Raw genomic sequence first — 20,778 nt, 5'->3', positions numbered from 1 at the left:
CATGTGACGGTCCACCAGCCGGTGCCGCCCGCCGAGCTGCCCGACGAGAGCATCCTGCGCGAGGTCATCAACGGCCTGCGGGCGCTGTAGCGCCCGCAGGGCCCCCCCCCGCCCCGGCCCGCAAGCCCCCACCCGCCGTTTCCCATCCGCGTCCCCCACCCGTCCCCCCTGCCGTTCCCCACCCGAGCAACGGAAGCAACGGAAGTAGACGAGACCATGGCCATCGCCCACGCCGAGCGCCACCGCCGGCCGACCACCGCGGACCCGGTCGCCCTCAAGCTGCTGGTGGCCGGCGGCTTCGGAGCCGGCAAGACCACCCTGGTCGGCGCGGTCAGCGAGATCAAGCCGCTGCGCACCGAGGAGGCGCTGACCGAGGCGGGCCGCCCGGTCGACGACCTCACCGGCGTGGAGTCCAAGCGCACCACCACCGTCGCGATGGACTTCGGCCGCATCACGCTGCGCGAGGACCTGGTGCTCTACCTGTTCGGCACGCCCGGGCAGGACCGCTTCTGGTTCCTGTGGGACGAGCTGGCCACCGGCGCCCTCGGCGCGGTCGTGCTCGCCGACACCCGCCGGCTCCAGGACTGCTTCGCCGCGGTCGACTACTTCGAGCGCCGCAACATCCCCTTCATGGTGGCCGTCAACTGCTTCGAGGGCTCGCGCGTGCACACCCCGAAGGCCGTCACCGACGCGCTGGACCTCGACCCGGGGGTGCCGGTGGTGCTGTGCGACGCGCGCGACCGCGAGTCGGTCAAGCGGGTGCTGATCGCGCTGGTCGAGCACGCGGCGGCGCTGGCCCCGGCCCGCCGCGGCTCCCACGCCGCCCACTGACCCGGCGGCCGGGCGCCGCGCCCGGGCACCGGGCCGCCTCCTGGCGGCCGGTCAGCGCGCCTGCGGCGCCGGCTCGTCCTCGTCCATCCAGCCGAGCGTGCGCTCCACCGCCTTCTTCCACCGCCGGTACTCCCGGGCCCGCACCTCCTCCGGCATCGCCGGGCTCCAGCGGGTGTCCTCCCGCCAGTGCGCCCGCAGCGTGTCCGTCCCGTCCCACACCCCGGTCGCGAGCCCCGCGGCGTAGGCGGCGCCCAGGCTGGTGGTCTCGGCGACCACCGGGCGGATCACCGGCACGCCCAGCACATCGGCCTGGTGCTGCATCAGCAGCCCGTTGCCCGTCATGCCGCCGTCCGCCCGCAGCGCCCCGATCCGCACCCCGCTGTCGCGCTGCATCGCGTCGACCACCTCGCGGGTCTGCCAGCTCGTCGCCTCCAGCACCGCCCTGGCCAGGTGCGCCTTGGTGACGTACGCGGTCAGGCCGGCGATCACCCCGCGCGCGTCGGAGCGCCAGTAGGGCGCGAACAGCCCGGAGAAGGCCGGGACGACGTAGGCGCCGCCGCTGTCGGGGACGCTCGCCGCCAGCGGCTCGATCTCCTCCAGCCGGCGGATGATCTGGAGCCGATCGCGCAGCCACTCCACCAGCGCGCCGGTGATCGCGATGGAGCCCTCCAGGGCGTAGACCGGGCGCTCGCCGCCCAACTGGTGGGCGACGGTGGTCAGCAGCCCGCTGGCCGACGGCACCGGCCGGCCGCCGGTGTTGAGCAGCAGGAAGCTGCCGGGCCCGTAGGTGTTCTTGGCCTCGCCGAGGTCGAAGCAGGTCTGCCCGAACAGCGCCGCCTGCTGGTCGCCGAGCGCGGCGGCCACCGGTACGCCCGCGAGCTTGCCGGTCGCCTTGCCGTAGATCTCGCACGACGGGCGGATCCGCGGCAGCAGGGCCTCGGGAATGCCCATCTCGGCGAGGATCGCGGGGTCCCAGTCCAGTGTGTGCAGGTCCATCAGCAGGGTGCGGGCGGCGTTGGAGACGTCGGTGACGTGGACGCCGCCGCCGGTGCCGCCGGTCAGGTTCCAGATCAGCCAGGAGTCGATGGTGCCGAAGGCGATCTCGCCGTTCTCCGCGCGGTGCCGCAGGCCCGGCACGTGCTCCAGCAGCCAGGCGATCTTCGGCCCGGAGAAGTAGGGGGCCAGCGGCAGCCCGGTGGCCTCCCGGAAGCGGTCCTGGCCGTAGGTGCCGGCCAGCTCCGTGCACAGGCCCGCGGTGCGGGTGTCCTGCCAGACCAGCGCGTTGTGCACGGGGCGGCCGGTGGCGCGGTCCCACAGCACGGTCGTCTCGCGCTGGTTGGCGATGCCGAGCGCGGTCAGCTGGTCGGGGCGCAGCCCCGCCCTGGCCAGCGCGCCGGCCGCGACGGCCCGCACCTTGGCCCAGATCTCGGTGGCGTCGTGCTCGATCCAGCCCGGCCGGGGCAGGATCTGCCGGTGCTCGCGCCGGTCGGAGGCGACGACCTGGCCCGCCGCGTCGAAGATCAGGCAGCGGGTGGAGGTGGTCCCCTGGTCGATCGCCGCCACGAACGGGCCCTCGGTCCTCGTGCGGGTGGTGGCTGCGTGGGTCGGGTCGGTGCCGCTCATGTCACGCTCCCTTGCCCCGGTCGGTGCCGGCCTCCTCGGGAACTGCTGGGAAATGGGCGCGCGGATCCCGCCCCCGCGCACGCCCCCTTCCGCCGGTCCGGCGTCGCGCTGCCGGAAGTGTTCCCCGGTGGTGACGGAGCGTCAAGCGGTCGGGCGCCGCGGGATCGTGCCCCCCTCGTCGTCAGGGGTCCGTCTTCCCCGCTCCGCGCGGTTTTCTCGCTGGACGCCCGCCGAGGGCCGGTGCTATGTTCTTCTCGAACCGAGAAAGACTCAGGTTGAGAACAATAAGTGCGGCGGAGGGGGAGTGGTGGACATGGCGGAGCACGATGCCGCACGGGCGGAGCGGGACTTCCTCGCCGCGTACGACCCGCGGGCCTTCGCGCCGATCGCCGTGACCGTCGACATCGTCGCCCTCACCCTGCGCGCCGGCCGGCTGGACGTGCTGGCCGTGCGCCGCGGCGAGCAGCCGTTCGCCGGCCGCTGGGCGCTGCCCGGCGGGTTCGTACGGGCCGGGCGCGAGTCGCTGGACGAGGCGGCGGCACGGGAACTGGCCGAGGAGACCGGCCTGGACGCGGCGGCACTCGGCCGGGTCCACCTCGAACAGCTCGGGTCGTACGGCAGCCCCGCGCGCGACCCGCGCATGCATGTGGTCTCGGTGGCCTACCTCGCCTTCGCGCCCGGGCTCCCCGAGGCGCGTCCCGGCGGTGACGCGGCCGGCGCCGGGTGGCTGCCGGTCGAAGCAATTGCAGAGGCAATTGCAGCAGCGGAGCAACCGGACACGGTGCGTGTGCGTCCCCCTCAGCAGGGTCGGCGGTCCGGAACCTACGGGGGTGGTACCGGCCGCCGGCCCCTTCCCGGTGAGCAGCCCGGCGAGCGGCCCGGCGACCTCCCCGCCGGGCCCGGCGAGCAGGCCGCAGGCCAGGGCCCGCCCGGCGCCGGCGGGCTCGCCTTCGACCACGGGCGGATCCTCGCCGACGGCCTGGAGCGGGCCCGCGCCAAGATCGAGTACACCCCGCTGGCCACCGCCTTCCTCGGCGAGACGTTCACCATCTCCGAGCTGCGCGCGGTCTACGAGACGGTGTGGGGCGCCCCGCTGCACGCCGGGAACTTCCACCGCAAGGTGCTGTCCGTGCACGGCTTCGTCGAGCCCACCGGCGAGACCGGCTCCCGGCCCGGCAGCCGCGGCGGCCCCCGCGCCCGCCTCTACCGCGCGGGCCGCGCCCGGCTGCTCCACCCGGCCCTGCTGCGCCCCGACCGGGAAGCAGGCCCCCGATGACCGGCCCCGAGCCGTACGCCCCGGCCGCGCCGGCCGGCGAGCGCCGGTATCCGTACGACGTCCACGACACCCTCACCGGCGGCCTGCACACCTACGCCCTCGGCCCGGTGCTCGCCGAAGGCGACCTCGCGACGCTGCACACCGCCCACCACGACCACGACGGCGAGCGCCGCCCCGCCGTCCTGAAGATCCCGCGCGAGCAGCGGGACAACGACCTGCTGGAGCACGAGGCCGACGTCCTGGCCCGGCTGCGCACCGTCGGCGAGGAGCGGCACCGCGCCTACGCGCCGGCCCTGATCGAGAGCTTCGACCACCGCGCCGCCGACGGCAGCCGCCGCCGGGTGAACGCCCTGGAACCGCTCACCGGCTTCCACACCCTCGCCGAGGTCGCCGCGGCCCACCCCGGCGGCCTCGACCCGAGGGACGCCGCGTGGATGTGGCGCCGGCTGCTGACCGCTCTCGGCTGGGCCCACCGCGCCCGGCTGGTCCACGGCGCGGTCTTCCCCGAACACGTCCTGATCCACCCGCAGCTGCACGGCCTGGTGCTCGCCGACTGGTGCTACGCCACCGCGACCGGCACCGACCTGCCCGTCCTGATCTACCGGCACGCCGACGACTACCCCGAGGAGGCGCGCGGCCACCTTCCCGCGACCGCGGCCACCGACATCCACCTCGCCTCGGCCTGCGTCGCCGCCCTGATGGGCGAGCGGGCCCCGGCCCCGATGCGCGCCTTCCTGCACGGCTGCACGCTGCCCGAGCAGCACCGCCGCCCGCAGGACGCCTGGGCGCTGCTGGCCGAACTGGACGACCTGCTCGACCGGCTGTACGGCCCGCGCACCTTCCGCCCGTTCACGATGCCGCCGGCGCCCACCGCCTGAGCGCGCGCCCACCGCACGCACGACCGCCACACGTACGCCCACCGCACGTACGACCGCCACACGTACGACCACCGCATGCACGTCAACGAGCCGCATCCGGCTCAGCAAGGGGGACAACCATGGGAAGCGGACGCTGGTCCACCGATGTCTACGACGCCGCCGAGCGCTACCGTGCCGCCTCCGGCACGGACGCCTTCGCCTACAGCGACCACGTCAGGCGCAGCTCGCCGCGCGACACGTGGCGCGCCCACCAGTCGCTCGACCCGCACGGCCTGACGGTGCGCGAGAGCCGCGACTGCGACGAGCACCCCGCCTCGCTCGCCATCGCCGTGCTGTTCGACGTCACCGGCTCCATGGGCGGCGTCCCGCGCACCCTGCAGACCAAGCTCCCGGACCTGTTCGGGCTGCTGCTGCGCAAGGGCTACACCCCGGACCCGCAGATCCTCTTCGGCGCGGTCGGCGACGCCACCTGCGACCGGGTGCCGCTGCAGATAGGCCAGTTCGAGTCCGACAACCGGATGGACGACGACCTCGGCAACATCCTGCTGGAGGGCGGGGGCGGCGGCCAGATGACCGAGTCCTACGAGCTGGCCCTCTACACCATGGCCCGGCACACCGCGCTGGACTGCCACGACAAGCGCGGCCGGCGCGGCTACCTCTTCCTCATCGGCGACGAGATGCCCTACGGCAAGGTCAAGGCCCGCGAGGTCCGCGCGGTGCTCGGCGAGACCATCGCGCAGGACATCCCGGTGCAGGAGATCCTCGCCGAGCTCAAGCGCAAATTCCACGTCTACTACATCCTGCCCGCCGGCGCCTCGCACGCAGGGAACACCGATGTGCTGACCCTGTGGCGGCGGCTGCTCGGCCAGAACGTCATCGAGCTGGACGACCTCGACGCGGTGTGCGAGACCATCGCGCTGACCGTCGGCCTCGGCGAGGAGGCCATCGACCTGGCCACCGGCCTCGCCGACCTCGGCGAGATCGGCTCGACCGCGGTCGACTCGGTCGCCCGCGCCCTGTCGGACCGGTGACGGCCGTGCCCACCGCGGCCGGCGCGCCCCCGCACACCGCGGTCGTCGACCTCGGCTTCGGGGACGCGGGCAAGGGCGCCACCGTCGACCGGCTGTGCCGGGACGGCGGCGCCACCGCCGTGGTCCGCTTCAACGGCGGCGCGCAGGCCGCCCACAACGTCGTCACGCCCGACGGCCGGCACCACACCTTCGCCCAGTTCGGCTCGGGCACCCTGCACGGGGTGCCCACCCACCTGTCCCGCTTCACCGCCGTCGACCCGCTCGCGCTCGCCGCCGAGGCCGACCACCTGCGCGTCCTCGGCGTCGGCGACCCGTACGGCCTGCTCACCGTGGACCGCGCCGCCCCGCTCGCCACGCCCTACCACGCCGCCGCGAACCGGCTGCGCGAGCAGGCCAGGGGAGCCGGCCGGCACGGCTCGTGCGGCATGGGCGTGGGGGAGACCGCGCGCTACGCGCTGGCCCACCCCGCCGACGCGCCCACCGCGGGTGACTGCGCCTCCCGCCCCCGGCTGCTGCGCCGGCTGCGGCTGCTGCGCGACCGGCTCGCCGACGAACTCGGCCCGCTGCCCGCCCCGCCGGTCGAGGCGTGCGCCGAGGCGTACGCCGCGTTCGCCCGCGCCGTGACGCTCACCGGCGAGACCGCCGTACGCGACCTCGTACGGCGCGGGCCGGTGGTCTTCGAGGGCGCCCAGGGCGTCCTGCTGGACGAGTGGCACGGCTTCCACCCGTACACGACGTGGTCCACCACCACCTTCGCCAACGCCGAGGCGCTGCTCGCCGAGGCCGGCGCGGCGGGCGAGGCCCTGCGGCTCGGCGTGGTGCGCACCTACACCACCCGGCACGGCCCCGGACCGCTGGTCACCGAGGACGCGGAGCTGACCGCGCTGCTGCCCGAGCGCCACAACGGCGACGGGCGCTGGCAGGGCCCGTTCCGCGTCGGGCATTTCGACGCCGTCGCGCACGCCTACGCCGCCGCTGCCTGCGGGGGAGTGGACGCGCTCGCCGTCACCCACCTCGATGCGCCGGACCGGGCGCCGGCCCTGCGGATCTGCCGCGGCTACGGCGTCGACGGCGCCCTGGTCGAGCGGCTGGAACCCGGCCCGCCCGGCGACCTGGACCGCCAGGCGGCGCTCACCGGCCGGCTGCTGCGGGCCGCCCCCGCGCTGTGGGAGACCCCCGGCCGCGACCCGCGCCGCTGGAGCGAGGCGATCGGGTCGCTGCTCGGGGCACCGGTGGTGCTGGAGTCGGCCGGGCCGTCCCGTCAGGACGTCAGGGACCTGCGGGCGACGGGGAAGTCGAAGTACGTGGTGGGGAAGGGCTCGGCGTCCAGGGTGTAGTGCCACCACTCCTCGGGCAGGTTGGTGAAGCCTTGGCGCCGCATCGCGGCCGTCAGCAGCATGCGGTTGCCGTGCTGGACCCCGGTGATCCGCGGGTCGAGGGTGTGCGCGAGGGTGTCGAAGCAGTCGAAGCCGGTGCCCATGTCGAGCGAGTTGTCGGGGAAGCGGTCGGCCTTCGGCCCGTAGCAGGGCGTCAGCGGCTCGCCCGGCCGGTAGGGGCGGGTCGGCAGCGCCGGGAGCCGGACCACCGTCAGGTCCATGGTGCTGCCGCGGCTGTGCCCGGACTGCGCGGCGATGTAGCCGTCCGCGAACAGCCGGGTCTTGTCCACCCGCGGGTAGAACTCCGCCTTCATCCGCGTCGCGTCCAGGTCCCGCGCCCAGGTGACGAAGCTGTCGACGGCGCGCTGCGGCCGGTAGCAGTCGTAGACCTTCAGTGAGTAGCCGCGGGCCAGCAGCCCGGTCTGCACCCGGTGCAGGGCCTCGGCGGCGGGGCGGGTCAGCAGGCACATCGGTGCGCGGTAGCCGTCGACGGGGGCGCCGGTGAAGTTGTGCGGGGTGACGTAGCGCATCTCCTGGACGATCGTCGGATCGACGTCGCGCAGCGCCACGAACTGCGGTGGCGCCTTCGGCTCGGGACGCGCCTGCGCCGGGCCGGCCGTGGTGACCGCGACCAGTGTGACGAGGGGGATGATGAGTGACCGCAGGAGACTTCTGAGTTGGGGCATCCCCCTGGCTTACCAGGACCGGCCGCGCCGCGGCAGCCGATCGGATACAGTCCCGGCGTGTCCGCGACGCCGCCCGTGCCCTCAGAGCAGACCGCCGGCCAGACGGCCGAGCAGACCCCCGAGCAGGCCGCCGGCCAGGCCCCCGGCCGGACAGCCGCCCGGACCGCCGGCCCCGCCCGTCCGGTGCGCGGCTCCCACTGCTCCGCGTGCGGCGCGCGCTACCCCGGCGGCGCCGGCTGGCCGCGCCACTGCCCGGCCTGCGGCACCGTCGCCTACCGCAACCCGCTGCCGGTGGCCGTCGCGCTGCTGCCGGTGCGCGGCGACGCCGGCACCGCACTGGTGGTCATCCGCCGCACCATCGAGCCGAGCCTGGGCATGCTGGCGCTGCCCGGCGGCTTCGTCGACCACGGCGAGAGCTGGCAGCACGCCGTCACCCGGGAGCTGGCCGAGGAGACCGGCATCACCGCCGACCCCGCCGACGTCACCCTCGCCGACGCCCTGACCGACGAGCCCGGCGGCTTCCTGCTGCTGTTCGGCCTGCTGCCCGAGCGCCCCGCCGCCGACCTGCCGCCGTCCGCGCCCACCGACGAGACCGAGGGCCACCAACTGCTGCCCGCCCCGCAGGAGCTGGGCTTCCCGCTGCACACCCTCGCCGTCCGCCGCTGGTTCGCCGGCGACTACGACGCCGTCCCGCGCAGCCGTACGGTGTAGCCCGGCGCGCCGCCGCCGTCCCGCTCCACCACGACCTCGCCGTCCTCCCACCGGGTCACGAACCGCTCCAGCCTCGGCCGGCGCCACCCCTCCGGATCGCCGCGGAAGAGCAGCCCGCCGCCGGTGCGGCCCTCCCGCGGCGCCCACACCTCCAGCTCCACCGCCCCGTCCGCCCCCGCCACCGGAAGCACCGCCCCGGCCCGCGCCAGCACCGGGATCCGCCCCGGCGGCGCCGCGAGCCGCACCCGGGTACGCCCCGGGTAGCGCTCGCCGGTCGCGGTGTCGTACCACAGCCCGCGCGGCAGCCGTACCGAACGCGCCGTCACCCCCGGCTGGAGCACCGGCGCCACCAGCAGCGAGTCGCCCAGCAGGAAGGCGTCCCCGCAGTCGCGCAGCGCCCGGTCGCCCGGCGAGTTCCACCACAGCGGGCGGGCGTACGGCGCGCCGGTGCGGTGCGCCACATGCGCCAGCGTCTCCAGGTACGGCATGAGCCGCGCCCGCTCCCGCAGCGCCGCCCGGGTGTGCTCCAGCACCTGCTCGCCGAAACCCCACGGCTCCCGGCGCCCCGCGTCGATCGCCGAGTGCGTACGGAAGAACGGCAGGTAGGCGCCCAGCTGGAACCACCGCAGGTACAGCTCCGGCGACGGCGACCCGGTGAAGCCGCCCACGTCCGGCCCCGAGTACGGCACCCCGCACAGGCCCAGCCCCAGCACCAGCGCCAGCGACGCCCGCAGCCCCGGCCAGCCCGTCGCCACATCGCCCGACCACGTGCCGCCGTAGCGCTGCATGCCCGCCCAGCCCGACCGGGAGAAGAGGAACGGGCGCAGCTGCGGGCGCAGCTCCAGCAGGCCCCGGTAGCCGGCCGCGGCCATCGCCAGCCCGTACACGTTGTGCGCCTGCCGGTGGTCGCCGCCGGCGCCCTCCAGCGCGTGCCGGGCCGAGCGCGGCAGCGTGGGCTCGCCGAACGGCGCGAAGGACACCGGCTCGTTCATGTCGTGCCACACCCCGGCGAAGCCCTGCGCGACCCGCTCCGCATACAGCCCGCCCCACCAGGCGCGCACCGCGGGGTCGGTGAAGTCGGGGAAGGCCGCCTCGCCCGGCCACACCACGCCCCGCACCTCGCGCCCCCGCGCGTCGCGGACGAACGCGTCCACCGCCCGCCCCCCGTCGTACGCCGCGAGCCCCGGCTCGGCCTTGACCGCCGGGTCCACGATCGACACCAGCCGCACCCCCTGCTCGGCCAGCTCCGCGGCCAGGCCCGGCAGGTCGGGGAAGCGGGCGCGGTCCACGGTGAAGATCCGGTGGCCGTCGAGGTGGTCGATGTCCAGGTGCAGCGCCGACAGCGGCAGCTTGTGCTCGCGGTAGGCCGCCGCGACCCGCCGCACCTCCTGCTCGCTGCCGAAGCCCCACCGCGAGTGCTGGTACCCCAGCGCCCAGCGCGGCGGCAGCGCGGGCCGCCCGGTCAGCGCCGTCCAGCCGGCCAGCACCCGGGACGGCGTACCGGCGATCACCCAGTAGCGCAGCGGCCCGCCGTCCATCCGCAGCTCGCACCCGCCGTGCCGGTCGTGCCCGGAGCCCGCGCCCTCCTCGCCGTCCCGCAGCGTCACCCGGCCGTCCCAGGTGGTGTCGTGGAAGACCAGGTGGCAGCCTGCGTCGGCCACCACCATCTGCACCGGCATGGTGATGTACAGCGGGTCGTCGCCCGGCTCGAACGAGCCGCCCGGGTCGGTGTTCCACAGCCGGTAGGTGCCGGCCGGCAGGCTCGGCCCGACGGCCCGCCCGCCCAGCCCGTAGACCCGCGCGTCGGCCGGCGTCTCCGAGCGCTGCACCCAGCGCGTCCCGCGGCTCCCCTCGGCGGCGCCCACCGGGTCCCACCAGCGCGGCGGCAGCTCGCGGCGCAGCAGCCGCCCGCCCGGGGTGCGGAACTCCACCGCCCCGTGCACGGAGACCCGTACCGTCATCCGCTCCGAGACCACCCGCCAGCCGTCCTGGTCCGGCTCCAGCAGCGCCCGCGGGTCGGCCGGCGGGCAGCCGCCGTCCGCCGGGTCGTGCGCCGGGGCCCACTTCGGGGTCGCCGCGAGCGCGTACGACGGCAGCGGGCCCGCCCCGTCCCAGCCGCAGAAGACCGCGCCGCCGGCCGCGACCCGCACCCGCAGCACCGACCGCGCGAAGTGCACAGTGCCGCCGCCGGGCATCGGCTCGGCCCGCAGCGCCGCCCCCGGCACCCGGGCCCGCTCCGCGCCGTGGCGCGGCAGGTCCCGCGCGTCCGCCCGCTGCCGCCGCCACGCCGACCTCGCCGTCCGCCACCCCTGGGCGGAACCCGCCATCCGTACCGACCGCAGCAGGTCCCGTGCATCCATGGCCCCTAGTTTTTCACCGCCCCCACACGCCTTGCCGCCCGTTCAGCCGGTGTTCACCTTCGGCTTGCGGTGGCGGACGACACATCGCCGTCCGCGCACCTGTCGGTGGCCGCCCTGGCGCGTACGCCGCCCGCATGGCATCGTCCTGACCAGCCATGCTGTGGATCACCGGGAGCCGCCCCATGACCAGCCCCACCGAAGCCGGCCACGCGCCGGAAGCCCTCTGGACGCCGGACCCCGAGCGGGTCGCCCGCGCCCAGGTGACGCGCTTCCAGCAGTGGGCCCACGAACGGCACGGCGCGCCCGCCGTGCTCGCCGACGACCCGCAGCGCAGCTACCACGCCCTGCACGCCTGGTCGGTGCGCGAAAGCCGGACCTTCTGGCAGGCCCTCACCGAGTGGTTCGACGTCCGCTTCGGCTCCCCCTACGAGCAGGTGCTGGCCGGCGACGCCATGCCCGGCGCCCGCTGGTTCCCCGGCGCTACCGTCAACTACGCCGAGCACGCGCTGCGCCCGGCCCTGGACGGGGCGCGCGCCGAGCTGCCCGCCGTGCTGTACGTCGACGAGCGCATGGAGACCGGCATCCTCAGCTGGGCCGAACTGGCCCGCCAGGTCGGCTCGCTCGCCGCGGCCCTGCGCCGGCTCGGCGTCCGGCCCGGCGACCGGGTCAGCGGCTACCTGCCCAACATCCCGCAGGCCGCCGTCGCGCTGCTGGCCACCGCCGCGGTCGGCGGCGTGTGGACCTCCTGCGCCCCCGACTTCGGCGCCCGCAGCGTCCTGGACCGCTTCCAGCAGGTCGAGCCGGTCGTGCTGTTCACCGTCGACGGCTACCGCTACGGCGGCAAGGAGCACGACAGGACCGGCGTCGTCGCCGAGACCCGGGCCGGACTGCCGTCGCTGCGCGCGACCGTCCACATCCCGCTGCTCGGCACCGCCGCGCCCGAAGGCGCCCTGGAATGGCGCGACCTGATCGCCGACGACGTACCCGCCGCGTACGAGCAGGTGCCCTTCGACCACCCGCTGTGGGTCCTCTACTCCTCGGGCACCACCGGGCTGCCCAAGGCGATCGTGCAGTCACAGGGCGGCATCCTGCTGGAGCACCTCAAGCAGACCGGCCTGCACCTGGACCTCGGGCCCGACGACCGGTTCTTCTGGTACACCTCCACCGGCTGGATGATGTGGAACTTCCTGGTGTCCGGGCTGCTGGCCGGCGCCACGGTGGTGCTGTACGACGGCAGCGCCGGCTATCCGTCGATAGAGGCGCAGTGGCGGGTCGCCGAGCAGACCGGCACCACCGTCTTCGGCACCTCCGCCGCCTACGTCATGGCCTGCTCCAAGGCCGGCGTCCACCCGGGGCGGGACTTCGACCTCTCGCGGGTGGACTGCGTGGCCACCACCGGCTCGCCGCTGCCGCCGGACGGCTTCCGCTGGCTGCACGACGAGGTCGCCGAGGACCTGTGGATCGCCTCGGTCAGCGGCGGCACCGACGTGTGCTCCTGCTTCGCCGGCGGGGTGCCGACGCTGCCGGTCCACATCGGCGAGCTGCAGGCGGCGTGCCTGGGTACCGATCTCCAGGCATGGGACCCGGAAGGCAACCCGGTCGTCGACGAGGTCGGCGAACTGGTCGTCACCAAGGCGCTGCCGTCGATGCCGGTGCGCTTCTGGAACGACCCGGACGGCAGCCGCTACCACGACAGCTACTTCGCGATGTATCCGGGCGTGTGGCGGCACGGCGACTGGATCACCCGCACCTCCCGCGGCACCGTCGTCATCCACGGCCGCTCGGACTCCACCTTGAACCGGCAGGGCGTGCGGATGGGCTCGGCCGACATCTACGAGGTCGTCGAGCGGCTGCCGGAGATCCGCGAATCGCTCGTCATCGGCATCGAGGAACCCGACGGCGGGTACTGGATGCCGCTGTTCGTCCGGCTCGCCGACGGCGTGGAACTGGACGACGCGCTGCGCGGCAAGGTCGCCGCCGCCATCCGCGCCGAGCTGTCGCCGCGCCATGTGCCGGACGAGATCATCGAGGTGCCCGGCATCCCGCACACCCTCACCGGCAAGCGCATCGAGGTCCCGGTCAAGCGGCTGCTCCAGGGCACCGCGCTCGACCGGGCCGTCAACCCCGGGTCCGTGGACGACCTCGACGTGCTGCGCTTCTTCGAGCAGTTGGGCGCTCGCCGTGCCGCGGACCGCGCGTAGCGGCGCGGTCCGCGGCCCCGCGGGGGATCAGCCCTTGTAGCCGGCGAAGATCTTCGAGAACTCGTACGGCGCCTGCGCGACGTTGGTGCACTTGTACAGCGCCCCGTTGCACGCGTTGGCGTCCCTGCCCTCCTCCCAGAACGACAGCATGCCCAGGTGCTTGCCCTGCGCGAAGGACACCAGTTGGCGGGCGTCGGCCTGGTCGTAGACATGGCCGTCGTCGTTCTGCCCGAGCATCGGGGTGACCCCGAGCGCCGCCCACGCCTGCGCGTCGGACTTGCCGAGGATCGACTTCAGCTGCGCCTGGGTGGCGGTGGCGGCCTGGACGGCCGCGTCGCCGTAGTCGGTGCTGCGGTAGTAGTCCATCGCCATGACGTTGACCAGGTCGAGGCTGACCCCGGCGTTCTTGGCGGAGGTCACCACGTTCACGCCGTCCGAGGTCAGGCCCTCGGGCAGCACCGGCAGGGTGAGCGAGATCCGCAGGCCCGGGTGGGTCTGCTGGAGGCGCGCCATGGCCTGCGAGCGCAGCGCGATCGACGCCGGCTCGGCGACGGCCGCGCCCTCGATGTCGAAGTCGACGTAGTTCAGGTGGTAGGCGTCCACCACGGCCGCGTATTCGGCGGTCAGGGCGTCCACCGAGGAGCACGCCTGGGCCAGTTCGATACCGCTGGCGCCGCCGAAGGAGACCTTCACGTCACCGCCGGCGGCCCTGATCGCGTCGATCTGGTCCTTGGCCCACGCCTGGCGCGGGTCGTAGGCGTTGAACCAGCTGGCCTTGCAGCCGGCCGAGGTGACGAAGCCGAGCGTGAAGCTCTTGATGCCGCTCGCCTGCGACATGGCCGTCAGGCTCGGGGTGGGCCAGGCGCCCATGTCGACGTAAGGGGCGGTGCGGACCGGGCCGGGGTTCGGGTTGCCGGTTCCTCCGGTGCTGCCGCCGGTCGTGGTGCCGCTGCTGGTCCCGGTGGACGTGCCGGTGCTGGTGCCCGAGCTCGTGCCCGAGCTCGTCCCGCTCGACGTGCCCGAGCTCGTACCGGCCGTGGTGCCGCCGGAGGTGCCGCCGGGGTCGCACGAGCCGCCGTTGAGCTTGCAGTTGGCGGGTACGCCGGTGCCGGCGGCGACCCACCCGAAGACCACGGAGGCGCCGGGTGCGACGGAGCCGTTGTAGTCGCGGTTGGTGAAGGTGTAGTGCGTGCCGCTCTGGGTGAGCAGCGCGTCCCAGTAGCTGCCGACGCTGCTGCCGGCCGGGAGGTCGAACTCGACCTTCCACGAGCCGAGCGTCGTGGTGCCGCTGTTGGTGATCGTGTACTGCGCCTGGTAGCCGCTGCCCCAGTCCGAGGTCTTGGCGAAGACCGCGCCGGCCCCGTTCGCCGCGGAGGCGGTGGGGACCAGGAAGAGGAGCAACGTGCCGAAGAGCGCGAGCAGCAGGACGAGGGATCTTCGCATACCGGACTCCCAGTTGGTCTGTACCAATGGCCCCCGTGGCCTGGATACCGTCCCGCCGTGTCCGCGTCAAGACCGCGGGCCGCCCCGCCGCCCTCCCGGCTGATGCCCCGTCAGTATCCGTACGTCTCGGGCGCGTCGGTGAGCGAGGCGGCGAAGTCCGAGGCCAGCCGCGGTGCCTCCGCCGCATCCAGCTCCGCCGTGGTGATCCGCACCCCGGGCGCCGAGGCGATACGGAACCGGGCGCCGGCCGCGACCCACCAGCCGCGCGAACGCAGCCCGTTGACGACCGCCGACTCGTCGCGCACCGGCACCCAGATGTTCAGACCACTGCGCCCGTGCGCCTCGATCCCGTGCCCGGCGAGCGCCCCGATCAGCGCCTCGCGCCGCTCGTCGTACGCCGCCGTCGCCGCGGCCAGCAGCACGCCCGTGGCCGGATCGGCCAGCAGCCGCACCACCGTCTCCTGCAGGACGTGGCTGATCCAGCCGGACGTCACCAGCAGCCGCGCGTCGTGCCGGGCGAGCGTGGTCGCGTCACATGCCATCGCCGTCCAGCGCAGGTCCGGGCCGAGCGACTTGGACACCGTGCGCACCTGCGCCCAGCGGGCCGGCCCGCGCTCGCCCGCCGTCGTCAGCGAGCACAGCGGGCCGCCGTCCACGGCCGCGCCCCCGTCGTCCTCGACGACCAGCACCTCCGGCGCGCCGGCCAGCACCGCCAGCAGCTCCTCGCGGCGCTCCGCCGACACCCGCGCCCCGTAAGGGATCTGGGAGCGCGGGAAGAGCACCACCGCCCGCGCCCCGGCCGTCAGCGCCGCGCGCAGCCCCTCGGGCCGCATGCCCTCGTCGTCGACCGGCACCGCGAGCGTCCGCAGGCCCAGCGCCTGCACCAGGTCCAGCAGATGGTGGAAGCCCGGGTCCTCCACCGCCACCGCGTCGCCCGGCCGCAGCTCCACCGACAGCAGCCGCGCGACGGCGTCCAGCGCGCCGTGCGCGAAGGTCACCTGCGCGTCCGGCACCCCGTCCCGGCGGAACCACTCCCGGGCCAGCTCCTCCAGCTCCGGCATCCGCGGCGAGCGGCGGTGCGACAGCGCGTACGGCGTGAGCCGGTCCGGCGGCACCAGGTCCGGCAGGAACGCCGGGTCCGGATGCCCGCCGGCGAGGTTGCGCAGTCCCTCGGGCACCCGCGGCGGGCGCCGCGACGTCGCGACGGCGGCCGGCGCCACGACCGTGCCGCCCCGGCCCCTGGTCACCACCACCCCGCGCCGCCGCAGCTCCTTGTACGCCGTCGCCACCGTGCCCGGGCTCACCCCCAGCGCCTCGGCCAGCACCCGCACCGGCGGCAGCGTCTCACCGGCCTGCAACCGGCCCTCGGCCACGGCGTTTTCCGCCGACGCGGAAATCTCCCTGGCCGTCGACCCATGAATCGCATATTGTGTTGCCACAGAGTCAAGTATGTATCAATACAAAAGCGTTGGCAAGAGGTGCCGGCCACCGGCCACGAACCGGCGACCGGCCACGGGCCGGAACACCCGGACACCCGCCGGCGCAGGACGAAGGACGTGATGCCGTGCAGGGGGCAGCCATAGCGCAGCGGGCCGCGCGAGCCCTGAAGATCCCGGAGATACCCGGCGGCCCGGACGGCCGCCGCATGCTGTGGATCAACCTCGTCGACAAGATCGGCTCCGGGCTCTGGTACTCCGTCACCGCCCTGTACTTCGTCGTCGTGGCCGGCCTCGACCCCGCGCGCACCGGACTGCTGCTCGGCCTCGGCGGCGCCGCCGGCATCGCCGGGGCACCCATCGCCGGACGCCTCGCCGACCGGCTGCCGCTCACCCGCGTCCTGCTCGCCGTCCAGGTGCTGCGCGCCGCCGCCAGCCTGCTCATGCTCGCCGCCCACGGCTTCTGGCAGCTGCTGCCGCTCGTCGCGCTCGGCAGCTTCGGCGAACGCTCCGCCTCCGTCCTCACCAAGCTCTTCGCCACCCGCGTCGCCGGCGCCGACCGCGCCCGCTACCAGGCCGTCCAGCGCACCGTCGTCAACGTCGGCTACACCGTCGGGGGCCTGGCCGCCTCCGCCGCGCTCGCCGCCGGCACCGCCGCCGCCTACCGGCTGCTGCTCCTGGGCGACGGGCTGTCCTTCGTCGTCGTCGCCCTGCTCGTCGCCCGCTGCGCCGAACCCGCCTCCGCGGTACGGACGGTGGCCGTCCACCCCGCCCCCTCCCCAGGCGCGACCCCACCCCGTGGGCGCACCGCACCCGCCGGACCGCCCCCGAGCCCCTGGCGGGACGCCGGCTACCTCGGCTACGCCGTCCTGGACGCCGCGACGTTCCTGCACGGCATCGCGCTGACCGTCGGCCTGCCGCTGTGGATCCTCACCCGCACCAGCGCACCGCACGGCCTGGCCGCGAGCGTCTTCGTCGTCAACACCGTCATCGTGGTGCTGCTCCAGGTCCGCCTCGCCCGCTTCGCCGCCACCCCGCGCGTCGCCGCCCACTCGCTCAAGCACGTCGCCGGCTGGCTGCTGCTGTCCGGCGCGCTCACCGCCGCCGCCGTCGTCCACGACCGCGTGCTCGCGACCCTCGCGGTGCTCGGCTCCGCCGTCGCCTTCACCGTCGTCGAGATGATCCAGTCCGCCGTCGGCTGGGAACTGTCCGTCTGCCTCGCCCCGGACGAGGCCCAGGGCGCCTACGTCGGCGTCTACGGCCTCGCCCAATCCGCCGCCCGCTGCGTCGGCCCCCTGCTCGTCACCTCCGCCGTGATCGCCGGCGGACCGGCCGGCTGGCTCGCCTTCGGCGCCGCCCTCGCCGCCGCCGCCCTCTACCAGCGGCGCATGGTGCTGCGCCGCCTCGACCGGCCCCGCCCGGCGGACGGGACGACGGCATTGTCAGTGGCTCCCATTACAGTCAGTGAGCAGTAGAGATCATCTCGATCCGCTCACAGGGGGAGCCATGCCACGCACCGGCCGCACACGCAGCACACGCAGCACACGCCGCACCGACACCGCACACCGTTCCACCGCCGCCCGCGGCCGTGTCCACCGCCCAACCGGCCCCGGCAAACCGTCAGGAAAGCCGCACAACCGCCCACCGGGCCGCGCCGCCTACCGCCACGCGCTGCGCCGCGAAGCCCCCACCGTGGTCGCCCTCCTCCTCGACGACCACGACTTCCTCGCCATGACCGACTACCGCAGCTTCCCCTTCCGCGACTACGGACGGTATCTGTACCACCTCGACGGACTGCTGCGCTCCCTGCACGCCCAGGGCACCACCATCGCCGTCACCCTCTTCGACCCCGACCGCTACGCCCACTACTGCGCCGACACCCGCCGCCCACCGGACACCCTCGCCACCCGCGTCCGCTACACCGCCGAGGTCACCACCGCAGGACCCGCCATCCTCTACACCCGCCAGCCGCTCGCCCTGCTGCGCACCCAACTCGCCCGCGAAGCCGACCGGCACGCCACCCGCGACCGCGCGACCGACCTGCTCGCCGCCGCCGGCCAATGCCCCGACTGCCCCGAACCCTTCGCCCACTGCGCCTTCGACCGCGCCGCCCACACCCTGCTGCGGCTCCTCGAAGCCGCAGGACCCGGCGCCCACCACTTCGTGTGCAGCCTCCCCACCGGCGACGGCCCGCCCCTGCTCGCCGCCGCCCTCATCACCGACAGCGGTGACGGGGAAATCCACCTCGACGACGCCGAAGCCATGGTGCTGTGCACCGTCATGGCCGCCGCCGAACTCACCCCCCGCCCCGGCGGCCTGGTCCTGCGCACCACCGACGACACCGGCACCGACACCGTCCACGGCTGGTCCCTGCACCCCGAAGGCCCCCACCCGCTCACCGAGGCCGAGGTCTTCGACGCCTACTGCACCGACCCAGAGACCGGCGAAGCCCTCCCACCCGAACCGGACGTCCACTACCGCGCCGGATTCCCCCTGCCCCCGCCGCTGCCCGGCGACGATCCGCACGCAGCCCGCTGACACCACGACGGAAGGGCGCCCCACCCGAAGGTGAAGCGCCCTTCCACCTGGCGGCACGGCAAACGCCGGCCACCGTCACCGGCTACTCGCCGGACAGCACCGCCTGCACCGCACGCCGCGCCTCGTCCGCGCTGTCCGTCGCCCGCGCCGCCGCAGCCGCGCGCTCGCACTGCGCCAGCGTGTACTTCGCCAACGTCGCCCGCACATACGGAATCGACGCCGCACCCATCGAAAGGCTGGTGACCCCGAGCCCGGTCAGCACACACGCCAGCAGCGGATCCGCCGCCGCCTCACCGCACACGCCGCAGCTCTTCCCCTCGGCCCTGGCCGCCTCCGCTGCCGACGCCACCAGGTCCAGCAGTGCCGGCTGCCACGGGTCCTGCAGCCGCGACACCGCACCCACCTGCCGGTCCGCCGCGAAGGTGTACTGCGCCAGGTCGTTGGTGCCCAGCGACAGGAACTCCACCTCCTGCAGCACCGACCTGGCCCGCAGCGCCGCCGACGGGATCTCCACCATGGCCCCGAACTTCGCCGCCAGTCCCGCCTCACGGCAAGCGTCGGCGAACGCCTTCGCGTCCTGGCGGTCCGCCACCATCGGCGCCATGACCTCCAGATGCACCGGCAGCCCGGCCGCCGCCGTGGCCAGCGCACGCAGCTGGTCGCGCAGCACCTCCGGGTGGTCCAGCAGCGACCGCAGCCCGCGCACCCCCAGCGCCGGGTTCGGCTCGTCCGCCGGCGTCAGGAAGTCCAGCGGCTTGTCCGCGCCCGCGTCCAGCACCCGCACCACGACCCGGCCGCCGGGGAACGCCTCCAGCACCTGCCGGTACGCCTCGACCTGCTTGTCCTGCGACGGCGCCTGCGCGGAGTCGTCCAGGAAGAGGAACTCGGTACGGAACAGCCCGACCCCCTCCGCCCCGGCCTCCACCGCCGCCGGTACGTCCGCGGGTCCGCCCACGTTCGCCAGCAGCGGCACCTTGTGCCCGTCCGACGTCGCCCCCGGCCCGGACGACGCCGAGAGCGCCGCCTTGCGCTCGGCGGCAGCCGCGGTCAGCGCCGCCCGCTTCTGCTCGCTCGGCTCGACGAACACCTCACCGGTGCTGCCGTCGACCGCGATCACCGTCCCCTCGGCCAGCAGCTCACCGGCACCCGGCAGCGCCACGACCGCCGGCACACCCAGCGCCCGCGCCAGGATCGCGCTGTGGCTGGTCGGCCCGCCCTCCTCGGTCACAAAGCCCAGCACCAGCGCCGGATCGAGCAGCGCCGTGTCCGCCGGCGCCAGATCCCGCGCGATCAGCACATACGGCTCATCGCTGTCCGGCACCCCCGGCATCGGCACACCCAGCAGCCGCGCCACGATCCGGTTGCGCACATCGTCCAGGTCCGCGACCCGCCCGGCCAGATACTCCCCGGCCCCCGCGAGCAGCGCACGATAGGAGGCGAACGCGTCGTAGACGGCCCGCTCGGCCGTGCTCCCCACGGCGACCCTGCGCTCCACGTCCGCCAGCAGCTCCGGGTCCAGCGCCATCAGCGCCTGCGCCTCCAGCACCGCCTGCGCCTCACCGCCGGCCAGATTGCCCCGGGCCTTCAGGTCGGCGGCGACGGCCTCGACCGCCTGCCGGGCCCGCCCCTGCTCCCGCGCGGTGTCCCCGGACGCGATCTGCTTGGCCGGCGGCTCCAGCACCGCCGTCCCCATATGCCGCACCTCGCCGATCGCCACACCGTGGCTGACGCCGACGCCTTGCAGTGTTGTCTCCATCGGTTCCGCCCTACTTCCAGCCGAAGAGGACGTCACCGGCGGCCACCTCGCCGGTCTCCACCAGGTCCGACAGCGCATCGGCCGTGGCCTCCAGCGCCACCACCGGGCAGATCGGCGACTTCCCCGCCGCCTCCACAGCCGTCGGGTCCCATCGCACGACCGCCTGGCCGCGCTTGACGGTGTCGCCCTTGGCCGCCAGCAGTTCAAAGCCCTCGCCGTTGAGCTGCACCGTGTCGATGCCAAGATGGGTCAGCACCCCGTGGCCGGCGTCGTCCACGACGACAAAAGCGTGCGGATGAAGCGACACGATCACTCCGTCCACCGGAGCCACCGCCTCGCCGCGCTCGCGCACCGGGTCGATCGCCGTACCAGGACCCACCATCGCCCCGGAGAACACCGGGTCCGGCACAGCGGCCAGACCGATGGCCCGGCCGGCGAGGGGAGACGAAACGGTCGTCATGAGGAAGCCTCCTAGACGCGGAGTTCACAAGCGCCGTCACTGCCTGTCACCGGACGGCGAGCCGCGAGAGCAGCCTAAGTCATGCCAAGTGGTGATTCCGCCCCAGGCGTACCACCCGCACACCCGCCTCCATACCTACCCCGGATTTGCCCCGCGCAGAGCAGTCCAGTAG

At 74.7% G+C, this 20,778-nt stretch carries 16 protein-coding genes and 1 pseudogene; 10 read left to right on the top strand and 7 right to left on the bottom strand.

Annotated features, from left to right (window positions below; genetic code table 11):
• Together HCN08_RS33995 and HCN08_RS33990 are read left to right on the top strand one after the other, a co-directional pair.
• Positions 1-90, top strand: a pseudogene (locus tag HCN08_RS33995) (DUF742 domain-containing protein); the annotation flags it as partial.
• A 126-nt stretch (positions 91-216) separates the two neighbouring features.
• On the top strand, positions 217-831 hold the full coding sequence (locus HCN08_RS33990) for a GTP-binding protein (protein ID WP_167987193.1): 615 nt from the start codon (positions 217-219) through the stop codon (positions 829-831).
• Positions 832-882: 51 nt separating this feature from the next.
• Here HCN08_RS33990 and glpK read toward each other — a convergent pair whose 3' ends face one another.
• Entirely contained in the window at positions 883-2,454 is a 1,572-nt protein-coding gene (gene glpK, locus HCN08_RS33985) for a glycerol kinase GlpK (RefSeq protein ID WP_167987192.1), read from the bottom strand.
• 313 nt (positions 2,455-2,767) lie between these two features.
• Between glpK and HCN08_RS33980 the strand changes: the two genes are divergently transcribed.
• From HCN08_RS33980 to HCN08_RS33965, 4 genes are all read left to right on the top strand, one after another.
• On the top strand, positions 2,768-3,730 hold the full coding sequence (locus tag HCN08_RS33980) for an NUDIX hydrolase (protein WP_167987191.1): 963 nt from the start codon (positions 2,768-2,770) through the stop codon (positions 3,728-3,730).
• A complete protein-coding gene (locus HCN08_RS33975) occupies positions 3,727-4,608 on the top strand; it encodes a serine/threonine-protein kinase (RefSeq protein WP_206319579.1) in 882 nt (293 codons plus the stop codon). The genes HCN08_RS33980 and HCN08_RS33975 overlap by 4 nt, the downstream gene beginning before the upstream one ends.
• A 119-nt stretch (positions 4,609-4,727) precedes the next feature.
• Positions 4,728-5,639, top strand: a complete 912-nt coding sequence (locus tag HCN08_RS33970; protein ID WP_206319578.1) for a hypothetical protein — start codon at positions 4,728-4,730, stop codon at positions 5,637-5,639.
• Between the two features lie 5 nt (positions 5,640-5,644).
• Positions 5,645-6,976 carry an adenylosuccinate synthetase gene (locus HCN08_RS33965; RefSeq protein WP_167987190.1) on the top strand — a complete coding sequence of 444 codons (1,332 nt, stop codon included), beginning with the start codon at positions 5,645-5,647 and terminating at the stop codon, positions 6,974-6,976.
• Here HCN08_RS33965 and HCN08_RS33960 read toward each other — a convergent pair.
• Complete coding sequence (locus tag HCN08_RS33960) at positions 6,901-7,701, bottom strand: M15 family metallopeptidase (RefSeq protein WP_167987189.1); 801 nt, start codon at positions 7,699-7,701, stop codon at positions 6,901-6,903. The genes HCN08_RS33965 and HCN08_RS33960 overlap by 76 nt on opposite strands.
• Positions 7,702-7,884: 183 nt before the next feature.
• Between HCN08_RS33960 and HCN08_RS33955 the strand changes: the two genes are divergently transcribed.
• Positions 7,885-8,412, top strand: coding sequence for an NUDIX domain-containing protein (locus tag HCN08_RS33955; protein ID WP_167987197.1), 528 nt, complete (start codon positions 7,885-7,887; stop codon positions 8,410-8,412).
• On the opposite strand, the gene HCN08_RS33950 is transcribed toward HCN08_RS33955, so the two are convergent.
• Positions 8,379-10,772 (bottom strand): glycoside hydrolase family 31 protein, encoded by a 2,394-nt coding sequence (locus HCN08_RS33950; protein ID WP_167987188.1) that lies wholly within the window; start codon positions 10,770-10,772, stop codon positions 8,379-8,381. The two genes, HCN08_RS33955 and HCN08_RS33950, sit on opposite strands and share 34 nt — an antisense overlap.
• Positions 10,773-10,954: 182 nt before the next feature.
• Here HCN08_RS33950 and HCN08_RS33945 point away from each other — a divergent pair, with 182 nt between their 5' ends.
• Complete coding sequence (locus tag HCN08_RS33945) at positions 10,955-12,973, top strand: acetoacetate--CoA ligase (protein ID WP_167987187.1); 2,019 nt, start codon at positions 10,955-10,957, stop codon at positions 12,971-12,973.
• A gap of 27 nt (positions 12,974-13,000) precedes the next feature.
• On the opposite strand, the gene HCN08_RS33940 is transcribed toward HCN08_RS33945, so the two are convergent.
• Positions 13,001-14,416, bottom strand: a complete 1,416-nt coding sequence (locus HCN08_RS33940) for a cellulose binding domain-containing protein (protein WP_167987186.1) — start codon at positions 14,414-14,416, stop codon at positions 13,001-13,003.
• A 110-nt stretch (positions 14,417-14,526) separates the two neighbouring features.
• Positions 14,527-15,855 carry an aminotransferase class I/II-fold pyridoxal phosphate-dependent enzyme gene (locus tag HCN08_RS33935; protein ID WP_167987185.1) on the bottom strand — a complete coding sequence of 443 codons (1,329 nt, stop codon included), beginning with the start codon at positions 15,853-15,855 and terminating at the stop codon, positions 14,527-14,529.
• A 125-nt stretch (positions 15,856-15,980) separates the two neighbouring features.
• On the opposite strand from HCN08_RS33935, the gene HCN08_RS33930 reads away from it, so the two are divergent.
• Both HCN08_RS33930 and HCN08_RS33925 read left to right on the top strand, forming a co-directional pair.
• Positions 15,981-17,327: an MFS transporter gene (locus tag HCN08_RS33930; RefSeq protein WP_322974848.1), complete on the top strand. Its 1,347-nt coding sequence runs from the start codon at positions 15,981-15,983 to the stop codon at positions 17,325-17,327.
• Between the two features lie 217 nt (positions 17,328-17,544).
• The gene (locus HCN08_RS33925; RefSeq protein ID WP_322974847.1) at positions 17,545-18,390 is read left to right on the top strand and encodes a hypothetical protein; all 846 of its coding nucleotides are present in this window, start codon (positions 17,545-17,547) and stop codon (positions 18,388-18,390) included.
• Positions 18,391-18,472: 82 nt separating this feature from the next.
• Here HCN08_RS33925 and ptsP read toward each other — a convergent pair whose 3' ends face one another.
• Positions 18,473-20,146, bottom strand: coding sequence for a phosphoenolpyruvate--protein phosphotransferase (ptsP, locus tag HCN08_RS33920; RefSeq protein ID WP_167987184.1), 1,674 nt, complete (start codon positions 20,144-20,146; stop codon positions 18,473-18,475).
• Between the two features lie 10 nt (positions 20,147-20,156).
• Positions 20,157-20,606, bottom strand: coding sequence for a PTS sugar transporter subunit IIA (locus HCN08_RS33915; RefSeq protein WP_167987183.1), 450 nt, complete (start codon positions 20,604-20,606; stop codon positions 20,157-20,159).
• Positions 20,607-20,778: the final 172 nt, after the last annotated feature.

The organism is Actinacidiphila epipremni, assembly GCF_012034175.1.
Taxonomy (GTDB): domain Bacteria; phylum Actinomycetota; class Actinomycetes; order Streptomycetales; family Streptomycetaceae; genus Actinacidiphila; species Actinacidiphila epipremni.
The sequence above is the reverse complement of the archived record's forward strand: the minus strand, read 5'-3'. Positions and strand labels throughout refer to the sequence as shown.

Bases quoted from the DNA above. Each gene is read 5' to 3' on its own strand.
- HCN08_RS33990 (WP_167987193.1), top strand. From the start codon at position 217: ATGGCCATCGCCCACGCCGAGCGCCACCGCCGGCCGACCACCGCGGAC.
- HCN08_RS33950 (WP_167987188.1), bottom strand. From the start codon at position 10,772: ATGGATGCACGGGACCTGCTGCGGTCGGTACGGATGGCGGGTTCCGCC.
- HCN08_RS33960 (WP_167987189.1), bottom strand. From the start codon at position 7,701: ATGCCCCAACTCAGAAGTCTCCTGCGGTCACTCATCATCCCCCTCGTC.
- HCN08_RS33980 (WP_167987191.1), top strand. From the start codon at position 2,768: ATGGCGGAGCACGATGCCGCACGGGCGGAGCGGGACTTCCTCGCCGCG.
- HCN08_RS33975 (WP_206319579.1), top strand. From the start codon at position 3,727: ATGACCGGCCCCGAGCCGTACGCCCCGGCCGCGCCGGCCGGCGAGCGC.
- ptsP (WP_167987184.1), bottom strand. From the start codon at position 20,146: ATGGAGACAACACTGCAAGGCGTCGGCGTCAGCCACGGTGTGGCGATC.
- HCN08_RS33915 (WP_167987183.1), bottom strand. From the start codon at position 20,606: ATGACGACCGTTTCGTCTCCCCTCGCCGGCCGGGCCATCGGTCTGGCC.
- HCN08_RS33940 (WP_167987186.1), bottom strand. From the start codon at position 14,416: ATGCGAAGATCCCTCGTCCTGCTGCTCGCGCTCTTCGGCACGTTGCTC.
- HCN08_RS33970 (WP_206319578.1), top strand. From the start codon at position 4,728: ATGGGAAGCGGACGCTGGTCCACCGATGTCTACGACGCCGCCGAGCGC.
- glpK (WP_167987192.1), bottom strand. From the start codon at position 2,454: ATGAGCGGCACCGACCCGACCCACGCAGCCACCACCCGCACGAGGACC.
- HCN08_RS33945 (WP_167987187.1), top strand. From the start codon at position 10,955: ATGACCAGCCCCACCGAAGCCGGCCACGCGCCGGAAGCCCTCTGGACG.